Raw genomic sequence first — 14,392 nt, 5'->3', positions numbered from 1 at the left:
GAGCCGACCGAGATCGCTATGGCGAGCGGCGGCCGCGCAGAGGTGCGCTACCTGCCGCAGGGGCCTGTGTTGGCGATCATGCCTTGGAACTTCCCCTACTGGCAGGCCGTCCGCTTCCTTGCGCCAACGATCCTGGCGGGCAATGTCGGCTTGCTAAAGCATGCCAGCATCGTTCAGGGCGTCGCCGGGCTGATGGAGGAGATGGTGATCGCCGCCGGCGCACCCGACGGCGTGTTCCAGAATCTTGCCGTCAAGTCCTCCGCCGTCGCCGGCTCATTGCGGACAGGCGCATCGTCGCGGTTACGCTAACGGGCAGCGAGGCAGCCGGACGCGCAGTGGCCGAGCAGGCGGGCGCGGCGTTGAAGAAGGTCGTACTGGAACTCGGCGGTTCCGACCCCTTCATCGTCATGCCGTCGGCCGATCTCGACGCGGCGGTGAAACAAGCCGTGACGGCCCGCATCCAAAACAGTGGCCAGTCGTGCATTTGCGGCAAGCGGATGATCGTCCATGCCGACATCTACGAAACATTCCGGGAGAAGTTCTCTGCTGCGATGCAGGCCGTGAAGGCGGGGGACCCGATGGACGCGGCGTCAAACATGGGCCCGCTGTCGAGCTTGGAGCAACGCGAGACGGTCCTCGGCCAGCTCGCCGCGGCGAAGGCGGCGGGCGCCAAGCTTCTGTTCGGCGGCGAGGCGCTCCCCGGGAAAGGCGCCTATATGTCAGCCGGGATATTGGTCGACGTACCGCTCGATAGCGATCTCATGAGAGAGGAGATCTTCGGCCCCATTGCGATGTTGTGCAGGGCTGAGGACATCGACCACGCGATCTGGATCGCGAATGCCATTCCCTATGGACTGGGCTCGTCGGTCTGGACGACTGATGTCGGCGAACAGGAGCGGTTCGTGCGCGAGATCGAGGCTGGCATGACTGCGATCAACCAGATGCTCGCCTCCTCGCCCGAGGTGCCGTTTGGCGGCATGAAGACGTCTGGTCACGGACGAGAACTCGGAGCTCACGGTCTTCACGAGTTCATGAACCTCAAATCCGTCATGCGCCCGAACTGAGCACACAGCGCTCTCATTATCGATGAGCATTCGGCGCGGGATCAATAGGTAAGGCCCGCTGTTCTCTTCTAACATTCCGGCGGCTGCCGCCGACGTACCAGTGATGAAAAGGGCCGTGACGAGTCCAGATGCCTCATTCGCCTGCCTCTTTCGAGTGCGCTGATGCCGTCGAGCTTGCGAAGGAGCTGATCGGAGCGCTGCTGCTTGTTGACGGTGTGGGTGGCACGATCGTCGAAACCGAGGCCTATCTTCGTGACGATCCCGCATCACACAGCTATCGCGGCCGCACTCCCGCCAACGCAACAATGTTTGGCAATTCTGGGCACGCCTATGTCTACCGCTCCTACGGCTTGCATTGGTGTTTCAACGTCGTCGCGGAGGGCCATGGCGCCGTTTTGATCCGCGCGATAGCCCCGGAGGTCGGCATCGATAAGATGATCAGGCGGCGAGGGACGGAGAGAAACCTCTGCTCCGGACCCGGGCGGCTGGCAAGGGCGCTTGGAATAACCGATGTCTACAACGGCCTGATTTTGACGGAACCCCCTTTCTTCGTTCAAGCCCCGAGTGAAAGGCCCTCACTCGTGAGCGGCACTCGCATAGGCATTTCCAAAGCGCCCGAGCGGCCCTGGCGCTTCGGTCTGCGTGATTCACGCTTCTGGAGCCGCCCCTTTACTCCACAGCAGCCTAGAAACGCCGGGAAAACCGACGAGAGGTGATGCCCGGGCTGACGAAAGCCCTTGGGGGGGAAGAACTCTCGGTCAGGCGCATCCCTCGGGAACATCGGGGCGAGCCAACCGTCTCCCTTGCAAGAGCATCGCGGCACATTCTGTGGGCAAGGGCTCTGGGAAACCATCGGAGGTCTCGAATATGGGCGACCCTTCCAACAATGATGCCAGCAAAACTGCGGAACGGGCTCATCGGCAGAGTGAAACGCCGGGGGGGCAGGCGATAATGCCCATGCACGCAGAAGACCATTCGAATGCCCATCCCGCCGCAGAGACCCCAGTCGAGGGACGACAGGGTTTTCTCGGCCGCCCGGTTCTTGCTGTGCTCATCGGCGGCTTGTTATTGGTTGGCCTCGCGTGGATCATCGTGCACTACGCGACGAGGTAACCAATGGGAATGATCCTGGCTTCCGGCACGGATCTACGCATCCGGTGCCTTGCCGCCAGGCTCGGCGGCAACAGGCGGCTGATCGTGTAACAGTCGACTTTCGAGCAAGCGTCGCATTGCCAGAGCATTCTTGGGCGCAAAACCTTCATAGTCGTTGTTGAAGTAGATCCACGCTCTCCTGGCACCGCTTACTCGGATTTTGTTGGCCCAGATTTTCAGTTCGTCGTCTGAATAATCATGTCGGTACCATCGTTGCGGACCGTGGAGACGAAGGTAGATTTCATCGGCTGTCCGCACCAAGTCATCCGGAAGGCGCGGTCCGCTGCATGAGCAGAAGATCGTGCCSGTCTCRCGAAAAGCCGAGTACACCGTTTCATTCCACCAGCTCGCGTGRCGGAACTCCACGACATTGCGCCGCGCCGGATCGAGCTGGCTCAGAATCCTGKTCAGCCTCACTTTKGTGAACKTGTAGCTCGGCGGAAGCTGGAAAAGGAAGCAGCCCATTCGTTCCCCGAGAATGTCGGCTATCGCCCCRAAATCCTTTACGAGGGTCTTGGTGCCCTCAAACCTTTTGATATGAGTGATCAGCTCRCATACTTTGATCGTATAGATGAAATTGCGATCGCCGGGTTGACGAAGCCAGTTTTTCACGTTTGCAACGGTCGGCCACGAATAGAATGACGCGTTGATCTCGACAGTGTCGAACTGTTTCGCGTAGTGGCTGAACCATTCGCCCGTTGGCATCTGCGCCGGGTAGAATTGTCCACCCCATTTCCAGTAGAACCATCCGGAGCAACCGACATAGACCGATGCCTCCAAACAGGAGCTATTCCCGCTCTCCGCAACTGTCCCCGCCAGGCGAGCGGCATGCATTTCTTTGGCGCGCCCAATGTTCTCTGTCCGCTGTTTCTCTCTGCGCAGCCGCCGCCGTTCACGACGCTCATCGGATCCGGGTGCTTTCCGCTTCGCGGCTTGCGTATCCATCATTGTTCTGACCGACCGTTATGCGGGTGAAGCTGGGTGGTCAGTTTGGGATTCTGCTAGCGCAGCAGTCCCTGCGCCTCGAAGACATCCCAGCCATCCAATTGCGACCCCGGTGCGTCCTCCTGGGCCTTCCTGGTGCCGCCGGCCTTGCCCTGAGGCTTGCCCGCACGCGTCAGTGCGGCCTTCCCCGCCGCGCGCCGCCGGGTTTCGGCGAGCGCCTGCGCATCTTCCTCTCTCCAGATGGCCGGCAGGTCCCCATCAAGCACGGCCTCGATCTGCCGCGGGTCGAAGACGTGGAACGTCACGGCCTTTGCGCGCCCGCGCAACTTGACAGTGCGTGTCCCGATGCTCTTGAGGCGCCCGTCTTTCACCCACTTGTGACGCTCGCGGGAAGAGATCGTCAGAATATCCTCCGCCTCACTTGGAAGTATGGGCAGCCCCGCGATCCCGCCCAGCACTTCGGAGATGCGCGCGGAGGCGACCCTGAACGCATCTGTCTCGGCCTCTGACATGCGCAATGCGATACGCCCCGTCGCAGCCGTGATACACGTCCTCGCTGCCCAGGGCAGCCGGCCTCGAATTTCGCGTTCGATCCCCTTCGCCCGCACCGACGACCCAAGCGTCGCAGAAGACGGTAGCGGCCACTCGGCAACCAACGAAGGGGAAGCGTTCATGCTCCGCCTGGACGTCATCCGACTCAACTCACGTTTCCAGAAGGTCGAGATTTCAACCTGGACCGTTCGCGTATGTTCCGCTTTCGGGTTCGATGGCAGGGCACCATCGACCAGCAGGGCCATCCACACGCGGGGATGGCACGGTTCGCTTCCGGGCCCTGCCCTTTCGTCCACCCTGCTAGCCCATCAGGCCCGCCGCGTCCTCGATCACTTTGCTCCCCGAGTTGGCACGGGAGGTCAAAACTACGGTCGCAAGAAAACCTTGATGACGCCGTCCTCCTTATTGCGGAACTTCTTGTACATTTCGGGCGCGTCCTCGAGGCTCGCCGGATGCGTGATAACGAAACTGGGGTCGATCTCGCCTGCCTCGATCTTCGCAAGCAGCGGCTTCGTATAGGCCTGGACGTGGGTCTGCCCCATCTTGAAGGTAAGGCCCTTGTTCATCGCGGCTCCGATCGGGATCTTGTCGGCCATGCCGACATAGACGCCCGGGATCGAGATTGTGCCCCCCTTGCGGCAACACATGATGGCCTCACGCAGGACGTGGACCCGGTCCGTGGCAAGAAGGGTCGCTGCCTTGACCTTGTCGAGGATGGCGTCCGCCGTACCGTGGCCCGCGGCTTCGCAGCCCACGGCATCGATGCAACTGTCGGGTCCTCGGCCTTTCGTCCGCACCATCAGCTCGTCATAGACGTCGAACTTCGAGAAGTTGATGGTCTCGGCGCCGCCGGCCTCGGCCATCGCCAATCGTTCCGAGACCTCGTCGATGGCGATCACCCGGCCGGCGCCCAGCATGAAGGCCGAGCGGATTGCGAACTGGCCCACCGGCCCGCAGCCCCAGATCGCGACGGTATCGCCGTCCTGAATCTGGGCGTTCTCGGCAGCCATGTACCCGGTCGGGAAGATGTCAGAGAGGAACAGGGCCTGCTCGTCGGAAACACTGTCGGGGACCTTGATCGGGCCGATATCCGCCATGGGCACGCGCAGATATTCCGCCTGGCCACCGCTGTAGCCACCCAGCATATGACTGAATCCGAACAATCCTGCGGGCGACTGGCCCATCGCCTTCGCTGCCATCTTGGCATTGGGATTGGTCCGATCGCAGGCTGAGAACATGCCGTGCCGGCAGAACCAGCAGTCCCCGCAACTGATTGTGAAAGGCACGACGACGCGGTCGCCTATCTTCAGATTGGTGACTTCAGAGCCAAGCTCAATCACCTCGCCCATGTTCTCGTGGCCGAGAATGTCGCCGCTCTCCATCGTCGGCTGATAGCCGTCGAGAAGATGCAGATCCGAGCCACAAATCGCGCAGCAGGTTATCTTGATCACTGCATCACGGGGGTGCTCGATCTTGGGATCCGGGACTGTATCGACGCGAACGTCGCCCTTGCCGTGCCAGCATAATGCGCGCATCGGTTTGGCTCCTCATACGAGTTCAGGTCGGCAACCCGAATACCGACCACCATGCCCCCACAGGCAAACAGGCTCAGGAGGTAAGGGTTCCAGACGGAATGATCTTATTCTGGCAGCCATACCGAAGCAGCGGCCATGCTCAATGACGAGGGGCTACCAACCATTCCATCGGCCGCGATGTGTTCATGGGTCACTGTCTGAACGACCGACGTGATAAGGCGGAGTGGCCATATCGCAGCCTCATGGCGTGAATGTCGTTTGAGGCTCCGGGCCCTTTGATCCCATGCTTCTCAGCAACCTCCCCGCCGCCTGGAAGACGGGATCGACCGAGACCTCGCTCTGCCGGAGCGTCCAATCCCCCCGTCGCCCAGGCAAGGGGCGCTACGGCTCGCTATCGCCGCCCTGCTCGCCTTCCTGGCAAGGAGGTGATCTCGAAGACGGGCGCCGCTCCGGTAATGAGGTGACCTAGGCTCACGGGCACCCCTTCGGGATCGTTACTCGGGTCTAAGCCGGGTTACCTCAGGCACATGCGGGTTCCGACGGGCAATGTAGCTAACCCTATTGCCAAGCCACTAAATTCGCCCAGCGTCTGCTGTCCCGATAGTGCGCCGGAGGCTCTCAGCGCTCCACGAAAGAGGGTTGCTGGTGGGCATTATTACACTCGGACCGGCCGCGGGGTGGGCATGCTATCAGGAAGGTCGGGGTTCTAATAAGTCGCAGCATCTGCATCGCCGCGGAGCCCCTTGAACGACGCCTGCCGCAGTTTGCTCGCTGGCGGGTATCCCGGGCCTTGCTGACCGGTCCATGCAATCTCGGCCCCAGGCCGACACGCAAAACGCGACGCGTGCACAACAGCTACTTCAGCTCCGTCCCAAACGCCGGGCCACGACAAATCGTTCCCCCGGGCGAGGAACACTCAAAGATCCCCAAAGTTAGAGACACGTGCGTCCAGATGGGGGCAGGCGAAAACGGGATAGCTTGGGGGGTAAGGTGAAATCGATGACCTGCGAGCCATGCGAATTACCCAGGAGTGTGCCAGCCGACCAGGACGGGGGGAAGTCAGGGGTCGCCTCCCGGAGGAATTATCAAGGCGCTTTCGCCCTGAGCACGCTCGACCGCCTCGGATGTGGGTATCTCGTTGTCGAGCACCGCCGCAGGATTGTCGAGGCCAACGCCGCGGCCCGGCTGATTCTGCGCTGCAAGACCAGTTCGGGCGAAGAGTTTGATCAACTGACGAGCGCCTTCATGCAATTGTTGGCGCGGGCGCCACACCGGCCGCCGCTGGGTCCATTGTGTTGGGTCGTCATCTGGAACCAACACGAAGCACCGTTCGTCCTGAATCAGGCCGCAGACGGTATACCGCACGATAGTACCAGTCTGGTGATGCTGGTCGATCTTGACGCTCACCTGCGACCCAACCCCTTCATGCTTCAGCGCATGTTTGGTCTGACTACGGCCGAGACGCGGCTTGCGCTTCTGTTGGCCAACGGCGATCTGCCGGTCGATGTCGCCCGTAAGCTGCACCTCAGCCGCTCGACCGTTCGCTCGCAACTGTCCGCACTCTTCGCCAAGACCAATACCAAGCGTCAGGCGGAGCTGGTCACATTGCTCGCCCGGGTCGCGGTCCTGCCATAAGGCTTCGGCGCGGCGCATGGAGCCAAGCACCCGAGCCTAGAGAACGACAGCCCGGGAGGCATCGTACCGTCGAGCGGCCCTAGAGTTTAGCCCGAATCGACGGTGGGGTCCGCCGACCACAATACAGTGATGATGGCGGCAAGACGCTCGCGTTGGCCTGAGGCGAGGCGCTCAATGGGTCGATGCTTGGCGCGACCTCGCTCCACGCTCGTCGAAAGCCGCGGCGATCCGCGCGAGTTCCTCGGGCGTAGTGACGATGGACCGGAATGGCATTCACTATCCCCCTGCGGTGCGCGCAGCAGCAGGACAGTACAGTCCCGTCTGGAACCTGTCTAAAGTTTAGGCGTTGCTGCGGAAGCGAATCCAACAGGAGTCGCTTTCAGGGAGAACGTCATGAAGAAGGCAATCCTCGGTTCCGTCCTTGCCCTGGGGGTCATGGGCACGACGGCATTCGCGCAGGTTAGCGTCACCATCGGCCAGCCCGAGCAGACTCGCATCAAAGAGTACGTGGTCAAGGAGAAGGTGAAGCCAACGGTAATCAAGGAAAAGGTCACCGTGGGATCAACACTCGGCTCCGACGTCGAACTGGCGCCGGTCCCAGAAGATTGGGGGCCATCGGTCAGCAAGTACCGCTACGTCTACACCAATGACCACGTGGTTTTGGTCGAGCCAACGACCCGGCGCGTCATTCATATCGTTGAATGAACCGCCGAAAGATCGATCCCGATGTTGCCCGGGGCGGATTTTTCTAGAGTTCACCCGCGTGTGAGCGTTGAGGGGCGGCGAGCCAAACGGCCCGCCGCTCCGGGGGGGAAACGCCCGTGTTCCCCCGATTGCAGTATTTCATTCAGAGTCAGGAGCTGTTGGATGCAGTGGCAGTCGAGCCCTCTCCGGCCGCTGCGAGCAGCGCTTCCGACTCCAATGACGCCACCAATTCCTGGTATTCCATAATCCGCCCGGCGCGTTCCGGCGCTTCCGACCGGGTCCAGTAATCCAGCCCGTTCCACACCAGCTCGTACGCTTCGCAGAGATCAAGGAAGGCGTCATCAGAGGTCTGTTCAAAGGCGGCACGCAAAGCCGGGAGCCGCAGCATCAGACGTGTCAGTCCACGTTTCTGGATCAGCGTCATGGCGCAACTTCAAGTGCGCGTATCGAATTCGCCATGCTGCCACCAATGCATCCGTCCCTCTATTGTACTTGAGGGCGACGCCATGGTGAGTAGGGAGCCCCGCAGTAGGGCAATCCCAGCCGGGCCTTAGGCCGTGTGGCCTTCGAGGGCGGGTGGAGAAGGCCAGTGAGAGCCCCTCTCCCGTCAGAGTGCCCCTGCCAGAAGCAGCAAAGCCCCTACCCCAATGAGGGCCAATCCAAGCCAATTTCTGGATAGGGCGAAGACGGTTATCCCACTCCCCGGAGGCTCCAGCGTCGGCCGTGTGTCGCGAGCATGAGCGCGGTCTCCTGTGCTCATCGGCCCCTTCCAGACAGCTTTGGCGACCAGCACAAGAACACCGGCGAGGATCGATAGCGCTCCCACCGAGACCATTAGCATTGCGACGCTCCGCGGTTCCCGCTGCCCCGCGAACGTTCAGCTCAGAAACTTGTTCCGAATTCAACGGAACCGGGCCGCGTACCGATGATAGCGTCAGCCCGGCGCGGCGAAGACCGTGAGGTGGGCGGCACGCAACGCCGCCAAGCGCAGCAGCCGGCAAAGCCCATCAGGCACCCGGGACCTGCCGAGCCTTCGACCAAGGCCAAGCATGCCAAAGGCCCAGAAGGACCGTCGCCGTAATAACTCCGAAGGCCGCCGATAAGCGACCATTGCCTGCGATCATTGATGCCACCAGATAGGCGTCACCCGAAATACCCAGCGCGAGAAACACAGTCGCCAGCAAAATCAGTCTACTCGCGACTTGCTGGAAATCGGGATCGTCCCGTCCGCCGTAAACAATCCGGTGATAGGCCGCCGGCGCGATCAATAGTGCCGTGGCGACCGCGATAAGGGCCAGAGAGAAGCCATGGACAAGCTTCAGGTCGGAAGTCAGTTCCGCAAACTCCTTTGTCAGAACAATTGCGAATTGAAAGCCCAGAATAGCCTGGGCGCCGGGGAGCACGACACGCGCCTCAGTGAGTACATAGTCCAGTTTCGCAGCGGTCGGTGTCTTTTCATCCGATGTCGGCATGGCTAACTCCTGAGCGCGAACCAGGCAGGGACCAAACCAGATCGCAATGCTCGCGACGAAGCCGCAGAACGCCGCAAAGCCCCCCCAAGCGGCACCGGCGATGCGCGCACCAGCTAGACCCAGATCGGTTCCCATCGCGACCGCGAACAGCACGAGCGTGGCGACCATCACGCGGTCTATCAAGGCGATAAGCCTGCCGCTCGCCTCACCGGCAAGTGCGATGCGATGATACGAACTCGGCATGATCAGGAGGCCGATTACGCCAATGATCAGACCGAGAACGCCGAGTTCGAGCGCTTTCTCGGCGGGCGATAGGGAAGAGAAGGCGCTTTGAAACGGTGCGTGAAACTGGAAGCCCAGCAAAATTTGGGCTCCCAGCATCAGCATGCGCGATTCATCGAGCGCCGTTTTCGTCTTGGCGACCAGTGACGGGGTCAACTTTCACCTCGATCGAGCGAGTTCAACAGATATTCGATCCCTATCCCAAGGGCGCCTCCTGCCAGCACGTCGCTGACCCAATGGGCGAGCAATGCAACCCTCGTAAGCGCAATCAACGTTGCGCCGCTCCAAGACCAGACCGAATATCGCGGCCAGTTACGCGCGAGGGCAGCCGCCAAGGCGCCCATCTGAACCGCATGCCCTGATGGAAATGAGTCGAGAGCCTTTCCGGAGCGAGGAATCCCGCGGCGCGGTCCTTGGACTTCGATCCGATCAGGTCGCTCTTGATCGAAGATGCGCTTCAAAATGTGGGGCACTAGCGAACTCACCACGACACTGAGAAGAACGTGCCTTGCCGCCAAGCGTCGCCGTCGAGGTCCGCTTTGGGCCGGGACCCATATTCCGAAAGCCACGACGAACAAGAGCCGCTCGTCAGCCAGAAGCGTTGCTAATCGCAAAGGGCGCTCCACGGCAGGCGCAGTTTGATGCGCGATTCCGCGGGCGATAGCCCGATCGAAAGGGAAAACTGGTACTCGCCATCGCCGCATGATGTGAAGTGCCCGCTCCAGCTAGCCCTCAGAACTAACCAGAGAGGGATTTGTTCGGCACTGCGTCCGGTCGGTGGGTTCAAGATATTGAACTGAGGCTCCTTCGGCCCCGGGACAGGACTTGCTCCTGACCAATCAGGATCGAATCGGCTCGATCTGAATTCTTCGGCGGAACACCGGGCTCCCGGGATGAGTTCCTCGAAACATCCTCGAGTTGGAGCCAGAACGATGAGACCAATGGAGCCTATCGAAACGGGCCGCGAACTCGCTGTCAGAATGGCCGCCCGCTTTCCCCGGGAAGACTGGATCGCCACCCTAGCCGAACGATGCGGGGAGAGCCGGGAATCGGTCGAATGGCACTTGCAGGAAGACAGCGAACCACCGCCGGGAATCCTCACGGTCGCTGCTGAAATGCTGGCGTCGCCAGAAATGGGAAGCGAGGAAGGGGCAGTAAGCGGAAGCAGCTTCCTGATCAAGGATGATCTGCCATTCTCCGGTCTCCCCGGAAACCTTGGGAAGTTGAAAAAGGACTAGACGGTGAATGGATGCGCCGAGCTGGGCAAGGAGGAAGTGAGTCAAATACTACAGGGACTCATCCAATGTTGCGCACGCGGACGGCGGCCGGGTCGGCGGATCAGTGGTCGAGGCCGCTTCTTCGACTCTTCGACCGATCCTCGGATGAATTCCATAGCGCCTCAACAGCCCACTTAGGCTCTCTGGAACAAATTTGTATTTCCACTGACTGACTCCGTCGTACCGACCCTGTCCACCATCAAAGTCCGGGGTCGAACACCTGACGCCAAGCCCCCAGGATCTCTTCGGTGTCTGCGATCGCCAGTTGGTGCGCGAACCGGCACTCGAACATCCTGATGAGAGCATCGTGACCTTCATCTGACGAACTGCAAACGGCGTCGCGCGCAACTACCACATAAAAACCAAGATCGATCGCCGCCAGGATGGTCGATAAGACGCAAACATCTGTCTCGGCCCCTGAGAACACGAGAGTGTCGGCCCGCCATTCCCTGAGCATGGTCGCGAGCTTATGCCCACCGAACGCCGAGTATACCGGCTTGTCGTAGATAAGGGCGGGGGGAGCGAATCCTTCTAGTTGGGGCACGAGATCCACCAGGCGGGGATCCAATCGGTCGAGGGTCGTGTTCCGCCAGTGCCGATAGTAACCGCACCAAGCGCCAGGCGCGATCTCCGGCGTGTGAGGAGGGATAAACCGAGTAAAGATCGTCCTGTCGTGAGTGAGTGCGGCCAGTTCGGCACATTTTGGAAGAACCCGATCCATCCATGGGGTCGGCCAAGGGCCGTCGGCGGAAAACAACCGCTGCATATCGACACAGATATGGACGGATCTCGGCGATAAGCGCAGCCGCTCGGCACTCGACATGGGCCCTCCGGATCAGACGCGGGTCGTTTAGTTCTCGGCCTCGGGAAGCGCCATAACGGCTGGTCCGTTCAGCACGCTTCCATCCGGTGCAAAATGGGAGCCGTGGCAGGGACAATCCCAGCATCGCTCAAAGCTGTTCCACCGTAGATGGCAGCCAAGATGCGTACAGACCGCTGACCGTTGATATATTCTGCCATTCGCGTCGCGATACGCGGCGATCTTGGTCAGACCACTTCGAATGATTGCACCTTCCCCGGGATAAAGGTCCTCAACCGAAGTAAGCTCGCCGGGCGCCAGATATGAAGCGGCGTTCGAGAGGGCCGTGATGTTCTCGGACATGAATCTGCCTGCCGCTTTGAGCGGTTTGCGTGCTGGATCGTACACGGAGGCATAGGGGCATTCATCACCGGCGATCATCGCCGGGATCATCAAACTGGCAACAACACCGTGGGTGATGCCCTGGCCCGAATCCCCGGTGATGACGTAGATTCGCTGATAATCGGGATCCCGCCCAATGAACCCACTGTAATCGAGCGTGTCCATGACCTGACCGGACCAGCGATGGGTTTCCTCTCCGAGGGTGGGCACCAGCATTCGGATCCAGGCATCCAGTGCGACGAACCGTGCGGCCGCATTGTCGGCTTCTCCAGACTTGTGGTCCTCGCCCCCCACGATAAGTCGGTCACGCCCCTTGGGCCCGGCTGTAATGCGCACATAGTGATAGGGGTCGAGGGTGTCCCAGTATAACTTGTCCTCAACCTCCCCGTTTTTGACGTCAAAGGCCATCGCATAGGTGCGATACGGCGCCTGTTTGGTGTGAAAGCGCGTGGTCTTGTGGATAGGCGAATTGGTGGCGACCACCGCAGATGACGCTGCTACCCGAGGGCCATTCGCCAGCCTCGCCCGCACCCCAGCCCCCTGCTCCTGGATCTCATCAACGGCGCTATTGGGATGGAGAAACCCGCCTTTCGCTTCGATCGCGTCGCAAAGGCCTTGCAAGTACTTTAGGGGATGGAACGTCGCCTGATTGGGGTATCGGAGCCAGGGCGTGTCTTCGAGGCCGACGAGCGGAAGCCCTTTTCCGCGCTTGACCGTGACTGCCAATTTTGCGGCGGCTTTGATTTCGTCATCCAGGACGTTCTTGTCACTTGTCGGGTCCAAAAACAGGATTCCGTCAAGGCGGCGAAATTCACACTCGATGCCCTCGCTGAATTGAATTTCCTCGATTCGGTCGACCGCGGCGCTTTGGCTGTCCTGAAATCCTCGGGAAAGCTCGGTGCCTCTCATCGACACCAGTTCCGCCAACGAGTCGTCGCAGATCGGGGCCAAATGCGCTGTGGTTCGCGCCGTCATTCCGCCGGCAATCGTCCCGCGATCCAGAACCGCAACAGACAGCCCTCGCTGTAAAAGCTCGTAAGCGATCGACAAACCGGCAATGCCGGCTCCAATCACGACCACATCAATCGCGAGATCCTTCTCGAGCGGGCGGGCATGGCTTGCAACCTTCACGTCCATCCAGACCGACCGGCTGTGTTCGTCCATCGCATTCATCGGAAAACCTCCACCCTACGAGGAGGAACGCGAACTCCCGTTTTTGGTTCGGCAAGAAGAGAGGAATGACGACTCTCCGAAAGTCAGGCCGGGGCCCTCGGACGACTGATCAATGTGCCGTCCTGGTTTCAACAGCGGATCTCCGCTGTGAACTTTTCGCCCACTGGCGATTGGAGAACGGCTGTAGATTTCAGCCGCGCATAAGGCCCAGGGCCCTTCGAGACATGGCCTTAGCTTTTTGCGACGCTCCCGGCAGCTCGGAGACCGGCCGGAGTGAGCGTTCGACGCCTGGCCCGCTCCCCCGGAACAATTTGGTTACGGCGGTGTTCGTGGTGCTTTCCGAACTCTTTTCCCGGGAGAGAGCCCATGGCTGCCGAAGCAAAAACCCTCAACGACATGTTCATCGACACCCTCAAAGACGTCTATTATGCCGAGAAGCAGATCCTGCGCGCCTTGCCGAAAATGGCGAAAGCAGCGAAGTCCCAAGAACTCAAGGCAGCCTTCGGAAAGCACCGCGACGAAACGGAAGGGCATGTTGAGCGCCTCGCTCAGGTGTTCGAGATCGCCGGTAAAGCGGCGCGCGGCAAGACCTGCGATGCCATCCTCGGCATCATCGAGGAAGGCAAGGCGGTCATGGAGGACTATGCCGACAGCCCGGCCATGGATGCAGGACTGCTCGCGGCCGCCCAGGCCGTCGAGCATTACGAGATTGCACGGTACGGCACGCTGAAGGCGTGGGCCGCGCAACTTGGCCTCAAGGACGCGGTGACGCTGCTTGATCAGACGCTCAACGAGGAGTCGCAAACCGACGAGGCACTTTCGAAGCTCGCAGCGAGTTCGGTCAACAAATCCGCCATGGCGAAGGCCGCATAGCCTTAGGCCACGGAGCTCCGGGGCGCAGCCGGGGCTCCCCTCTTGACCTATCGATGGGAGCCGCCTTCGATGACGAATTATCAGGAATCAGTGAGCAACCTCGGAAGCGATGCTTCGCTGTTCACCCGGCTTTCGCAGACCACCGCCCGGTGGGCAGGGAAGCCACAAACCTTCTTTCTGGCGCTCGCCATCATCGCCATTTGGGCGCTGTCCGGGCCGTTCTTCGGCTTCAACGACACCTGGCAATTGGTGATCAATACCTCGACGACGATCGTCACCTTCTTGATGGTCTTCATCATCCAGAACAGCCAAAACCGCGATACCTGCGCGATGCAGATCAAGCTGGATGAATTGATCGTCCGGCTGGAGGGAGCGCGTGAAGAGCTTCTCGACCTTGAGGAACTCGACGAAGAGAAACTCGAGGCTCTTCGCACCGAATTCGAGCGACGCGCCAAGCGAGCCCGGGAGGAACAAGCCCCAGCAGCCGACGCCATTGAAGGACGCCGTGGCTTCTGAAGAACTCGAG

The 14,392-nt window shown here is 60.7% G+C and carries 14 protein-coding genes and 1 pseudogene; 6 read left to right on the top strand and 9 right to left on the bottom strand.

The genetic code is table 11. From position 1 onward, the window contains the following. Positions 1 to 18: 18 nt before the first annotated feature. Positions 19 to 1,064 (top strand): annotated as a pseudogene (locus AC1DW9_RS30720) (aldehyde dehydrogenase family protein). 128 nt (positions 1,065 to 1,192) lie between these two features. Further along, positions 1,193 to 1,780 carry a DNA-3-methyladenine glycosylase gene (locus tag AC1DW9_RS30715; protein ID WP_476855279.1) on the top strand — a complete coding sequence of 196 codons (588 nt, stop codon included), beginning with the start codon at positions 1,193 to 1,195 and terminating at the stop codon, positions 1,778 to 1,780. 430 nt (positions 1,781 to 2,210) lie between these two features. On the opposite strand, the gene AC1DW9_RS30710 is transcribed toward AC1DW9_RS30715, so the two are convergent. The 4 genes from AC1DW9_RS30710 to AC1DW9_RS30695 all read right to left on the bottom strand — a co-directional run bounded on the left by AC1DW9_RS30710 (position 2,211) and on the right by AC1DW9_RS30695 (position 6,901). After that, positions 2,211 to 3,161: a DUF72 domain-containing protein gene (locus AC1DW9_RS30710; RefSeq protein WP_476855278.1), complete on the bottom strand. Its 951-nt coding sequence runs from the start codon at positions 3,159 to 3,161 to the stop codon at positions 2,211 to 2,213. A 56-nt stretch (positions 3,162 to 3,217) separates the two neighbouring features. Continuing rightward, the gene (locus AC1DW9_RS30705) at positions 3,218 to 3,853 is read right to left on the bottom strand and encodes a hypothetical protein (RefSeq protein WP_476776964.1); all 636 of its coding nucleotides are present in this window, start codon (positions 3,851 to 3,853) and stop codon (positions 3,218 to 3,220) included. Between the two features lie 225 nt (positions 3,854 to 4,078). Beyond that, on the bottom strand, positions 4,079 to 5,248 hold the full coding sequence (locus tag AC1DW9_RS30700; RefSeq protein ID WP_476776961.1) for a zinc-dependent alcohol dehydrogenase: 1,170 nt from the start codon (positions 5,246 to 5,248) through the stop codon (positions 4,079 to 4,081). Positions 5,249 to 6,307: 1,059 nt separating this feature from the next. Continuing rightward, a complete protein-coding gene (locus tag AC1DW9_RS30695; protein ID WP_476776960.1) occupies positions 6,308 to 6,901 on the bottom strand; it encodes a hypothetical protein in 594 nt (197 codons plus the stop codon). A gap of 375 nt (positions 6,902 to 7,276) precedes the next feature. Here AC1DW9_RS30695 and AC1DW9_RS30690 point away from each other — a divergent pair, with 375 nt between their 5' ends. After that, entirely contained in the window at positions 7,277 to 7,588 is a 312-nt protein-coding gene (locus AC1DW9_RS30690; RefSeq protein WP_476776959.1) for a DUF1236 domain-containing protein, read from the top strand. Between the two features lie 148 nt (positions 7,589 to 7,736). Here AC1DW9_RS30690 and AC1DW9_RS30685 read toward each other — a convergent pair whose 3' ends face one another. The 3 genes from AC1DW9_RS30685 to AC1DW9_RS30675 all read right to left on the bottom strand — a co-directional run bounded on the left by AC1DW9_RS30685 (position 7,737) and on the right by AC1DW9_RS30675 (position 10,046). After that, positions 7,737 to 8,012: a hypothetical protein gene (locus tag AC1DW9_RS30685; protein WP_476776958.1), complete on the bottom strand. Its 276-nt coding sequence runs from the start codon at positions 8,010 to 8,012 to the stop codon at positions 7,737 to 7,739. Positions 8,013 to 8,595: 583 nt separating this feature from the next. After that, positions 8,596 to 9,498 carry a DUF6328 family protein gene (locus AC1DW9_RS30680; RefSeq protein WP_476776957.1) on the bottom strand — a complete coding sequence of 301 codons (903 nt, stop codon included), beginning with the start codon at positions 9,496 to 9,498 and terminating at the stop codon, positions 8,596 to 8,598. Next, positions 9,495 to 10,046 (bottom strand): phosphatase PAP2 family protein, encoded by a 552-nt coding sequence (locus AC1DW9_RS30675; RefSeq protein WP_476776956.1) that lies wholly within the window; start codon positions 10,044 to 10,046, stop codon positions 9,495 to 9,497. The genes AC1DW9_RS30680 and AC1DW9_RS30675 overlap by 4 nt, the downstream gene beginning before the upstream one ends. Positions 10,047 to 10,283: 237 nt before the next feature. Between AC1DW9_RS30675 and AC1DW9_RS30670 the strand changes: the two genes are divergently transcribed. Next, entirely contained in the window at positions 10,284 to 10,580 is a 297-nt protein-coding gene (locus AC1DW9_RS30670; protein ID WP_476776955.1) for a hypothetical protein, read from the top strand. A gap of 238 nt (positions 10,581 to 10,818) precedes the next feature. On the opposite strand, the gene AC1DW9_RS30665 is transcribed toward AC1DW9_RS30670, so the two are convergent. Beyond that, a complete protein-coding gene (locus AC1DW9_RS30665) occupies positions 10,819 to 11,442 on the bottom strand; it encodes a cysteine hydrolase family protein (RefSeq protein WP_476776954.1) in 624 nt (207 codons plus the stop codon). 27 nt (positions 11,443 to 11,469) lie between these two features. Further along, positions 11,470 to 12,993 carry an FAD-dependent oxidoreductase gene (locus AC1DW9_RS30660; protein WP_476776953.1) on the bottom strand — a complete coding sequence of 508 codons (1,524 nt, stop codon included), beginning with the start codon at positions 12,991 to 12,993 and terminating at the stop codon, positions 11,470 to 11,472. A gap of 366 nt (positions 12,994 to 13,359) precedes the next feature. On the opposite strand from AC1DW9_RS30660, the gene AC1DW9_RS30655 reads away from it, so the two are divergent. After that, positions 13,360 to 13,866 (top strand): YciE/YciF ferroxidase family protein, encoded by a 507-nt coding sequence (locus AC1DW9_RS30655; RefSeq protein WP_476776952.1) that lies wholly within the window; start codon positions 13,360 to 13,362, stop codon positions 13,864 to 13,866. A gap of 69 nt (positions 13,867 to 13,935) precedes the next feature. Further along, the gene (locus AC1DW9_RS30650) at positions 13,936 to 14,382 is read left to right on the top strand and encodes a low affinity iron permease family protein (protein ID WP_476776951.1); all 447 of its coding nucleotides are present in this window, start codon (positions 13,936 to 13,938) and stop codon (positions 14,380 to 14,382) included. Positions 14,383 to 14,392 lie beyond the last annotated feature (10 nt).

It is taken from the genome of Allobosea sp. P4_E12, assembly GCF_056401655.1.
This window is presented reverse-complemented; position numbering and strand designations above follow the sequence as displayed.

Bases quoted from the DNA above. Each gene is read 5' to 3' on its own strand.
- AC1DW9_RS30685 (WP_476776958.1), bottom strand. From the start codon at position 8,012: ATGACGCTGATCCAGAAACGTGGACTGACACGTCTGATGCTGCGGCTC.
- AC1DW9_RS30655 (WP_476776952.1), top strand. From the start codon at position 13,360: ATGGCTGCCGAAGCAAAAACCCTCAACGACATGTTCATCGACACCCTC.
- AC1DW9_RS30715 (WP_476855279.1), top strand. From the start codon at position 1,193: ATGCCTCATTCGCCTGCCTCTTTCGAGTGCGCTGATGCCGTCGAGCTT.
- AC1DW9_RS30695 (WP_476776960.1), bottom strand. From the start codon at position 6,901: ATGCGCCGCGCCGAAGCCTTATGGCAGGACCGCGACCCGGGCGAGCAA.
- AC1DW9_RS30705 (WP_476776964.1), bottom strand. From the start codon at position 3,853: ATGACGTCCAGGCGGAGCATGAACGCTTCCCCTTCGTTGGTTGCCGAG.
- AC1DW9_RS30700 (WP_476776961.1), bottom strand. From the start codon at position 5,248: ATGCGCGCATTATGCTGGCACGGCAAGGGCGACGTTCGCGTCGATACA.
- AC1DW9_RS30665 (WP_476776954.1), bottom strand. From the start codon at position 11,442: ATGTCGAGTGCCGAGCGGCTGCGCTTATCGCCGAGATCCGTCCATATC.
- AC1DW9_RS30670 (WP_476776955.1), top strand. From the start codon at position 10,284: ATGGAGCCTATCGAAACGGGCCGCGAACTCGCTGTCAGAATGGCCGCC.
- AC1DW9_RS30690 (WP_476776959.1), top strand. From the start codon at position 7,277: ATGAAGAAGGCAATCCTCGGTTCCGTCCTTGCCCTGGGGGTCATGGGC.
- AC1DW9_RS30675 (WP_476776956.1), bottom strand. From the start codon at position 10,046: ATGCGGCGATGGCGAGTACCAGTTTTCCCTTTCGATCGGGCTATCGCC.
- AC1DW9_RS30650 (WP_476776951.1), top strand. From the start codon at position 13,936: ATGACGAATTATCAGGAATCAGTGAGCAACCTCGGAAGCGATGCTTCG.
- AC1DW9_RS30660 (WP_476776953.1), bottom strand. From the start codon at position 12,993: ATGAATGCGATGGACGAACACAGCCGGTCGGTCTGGATGGACGTGAAG.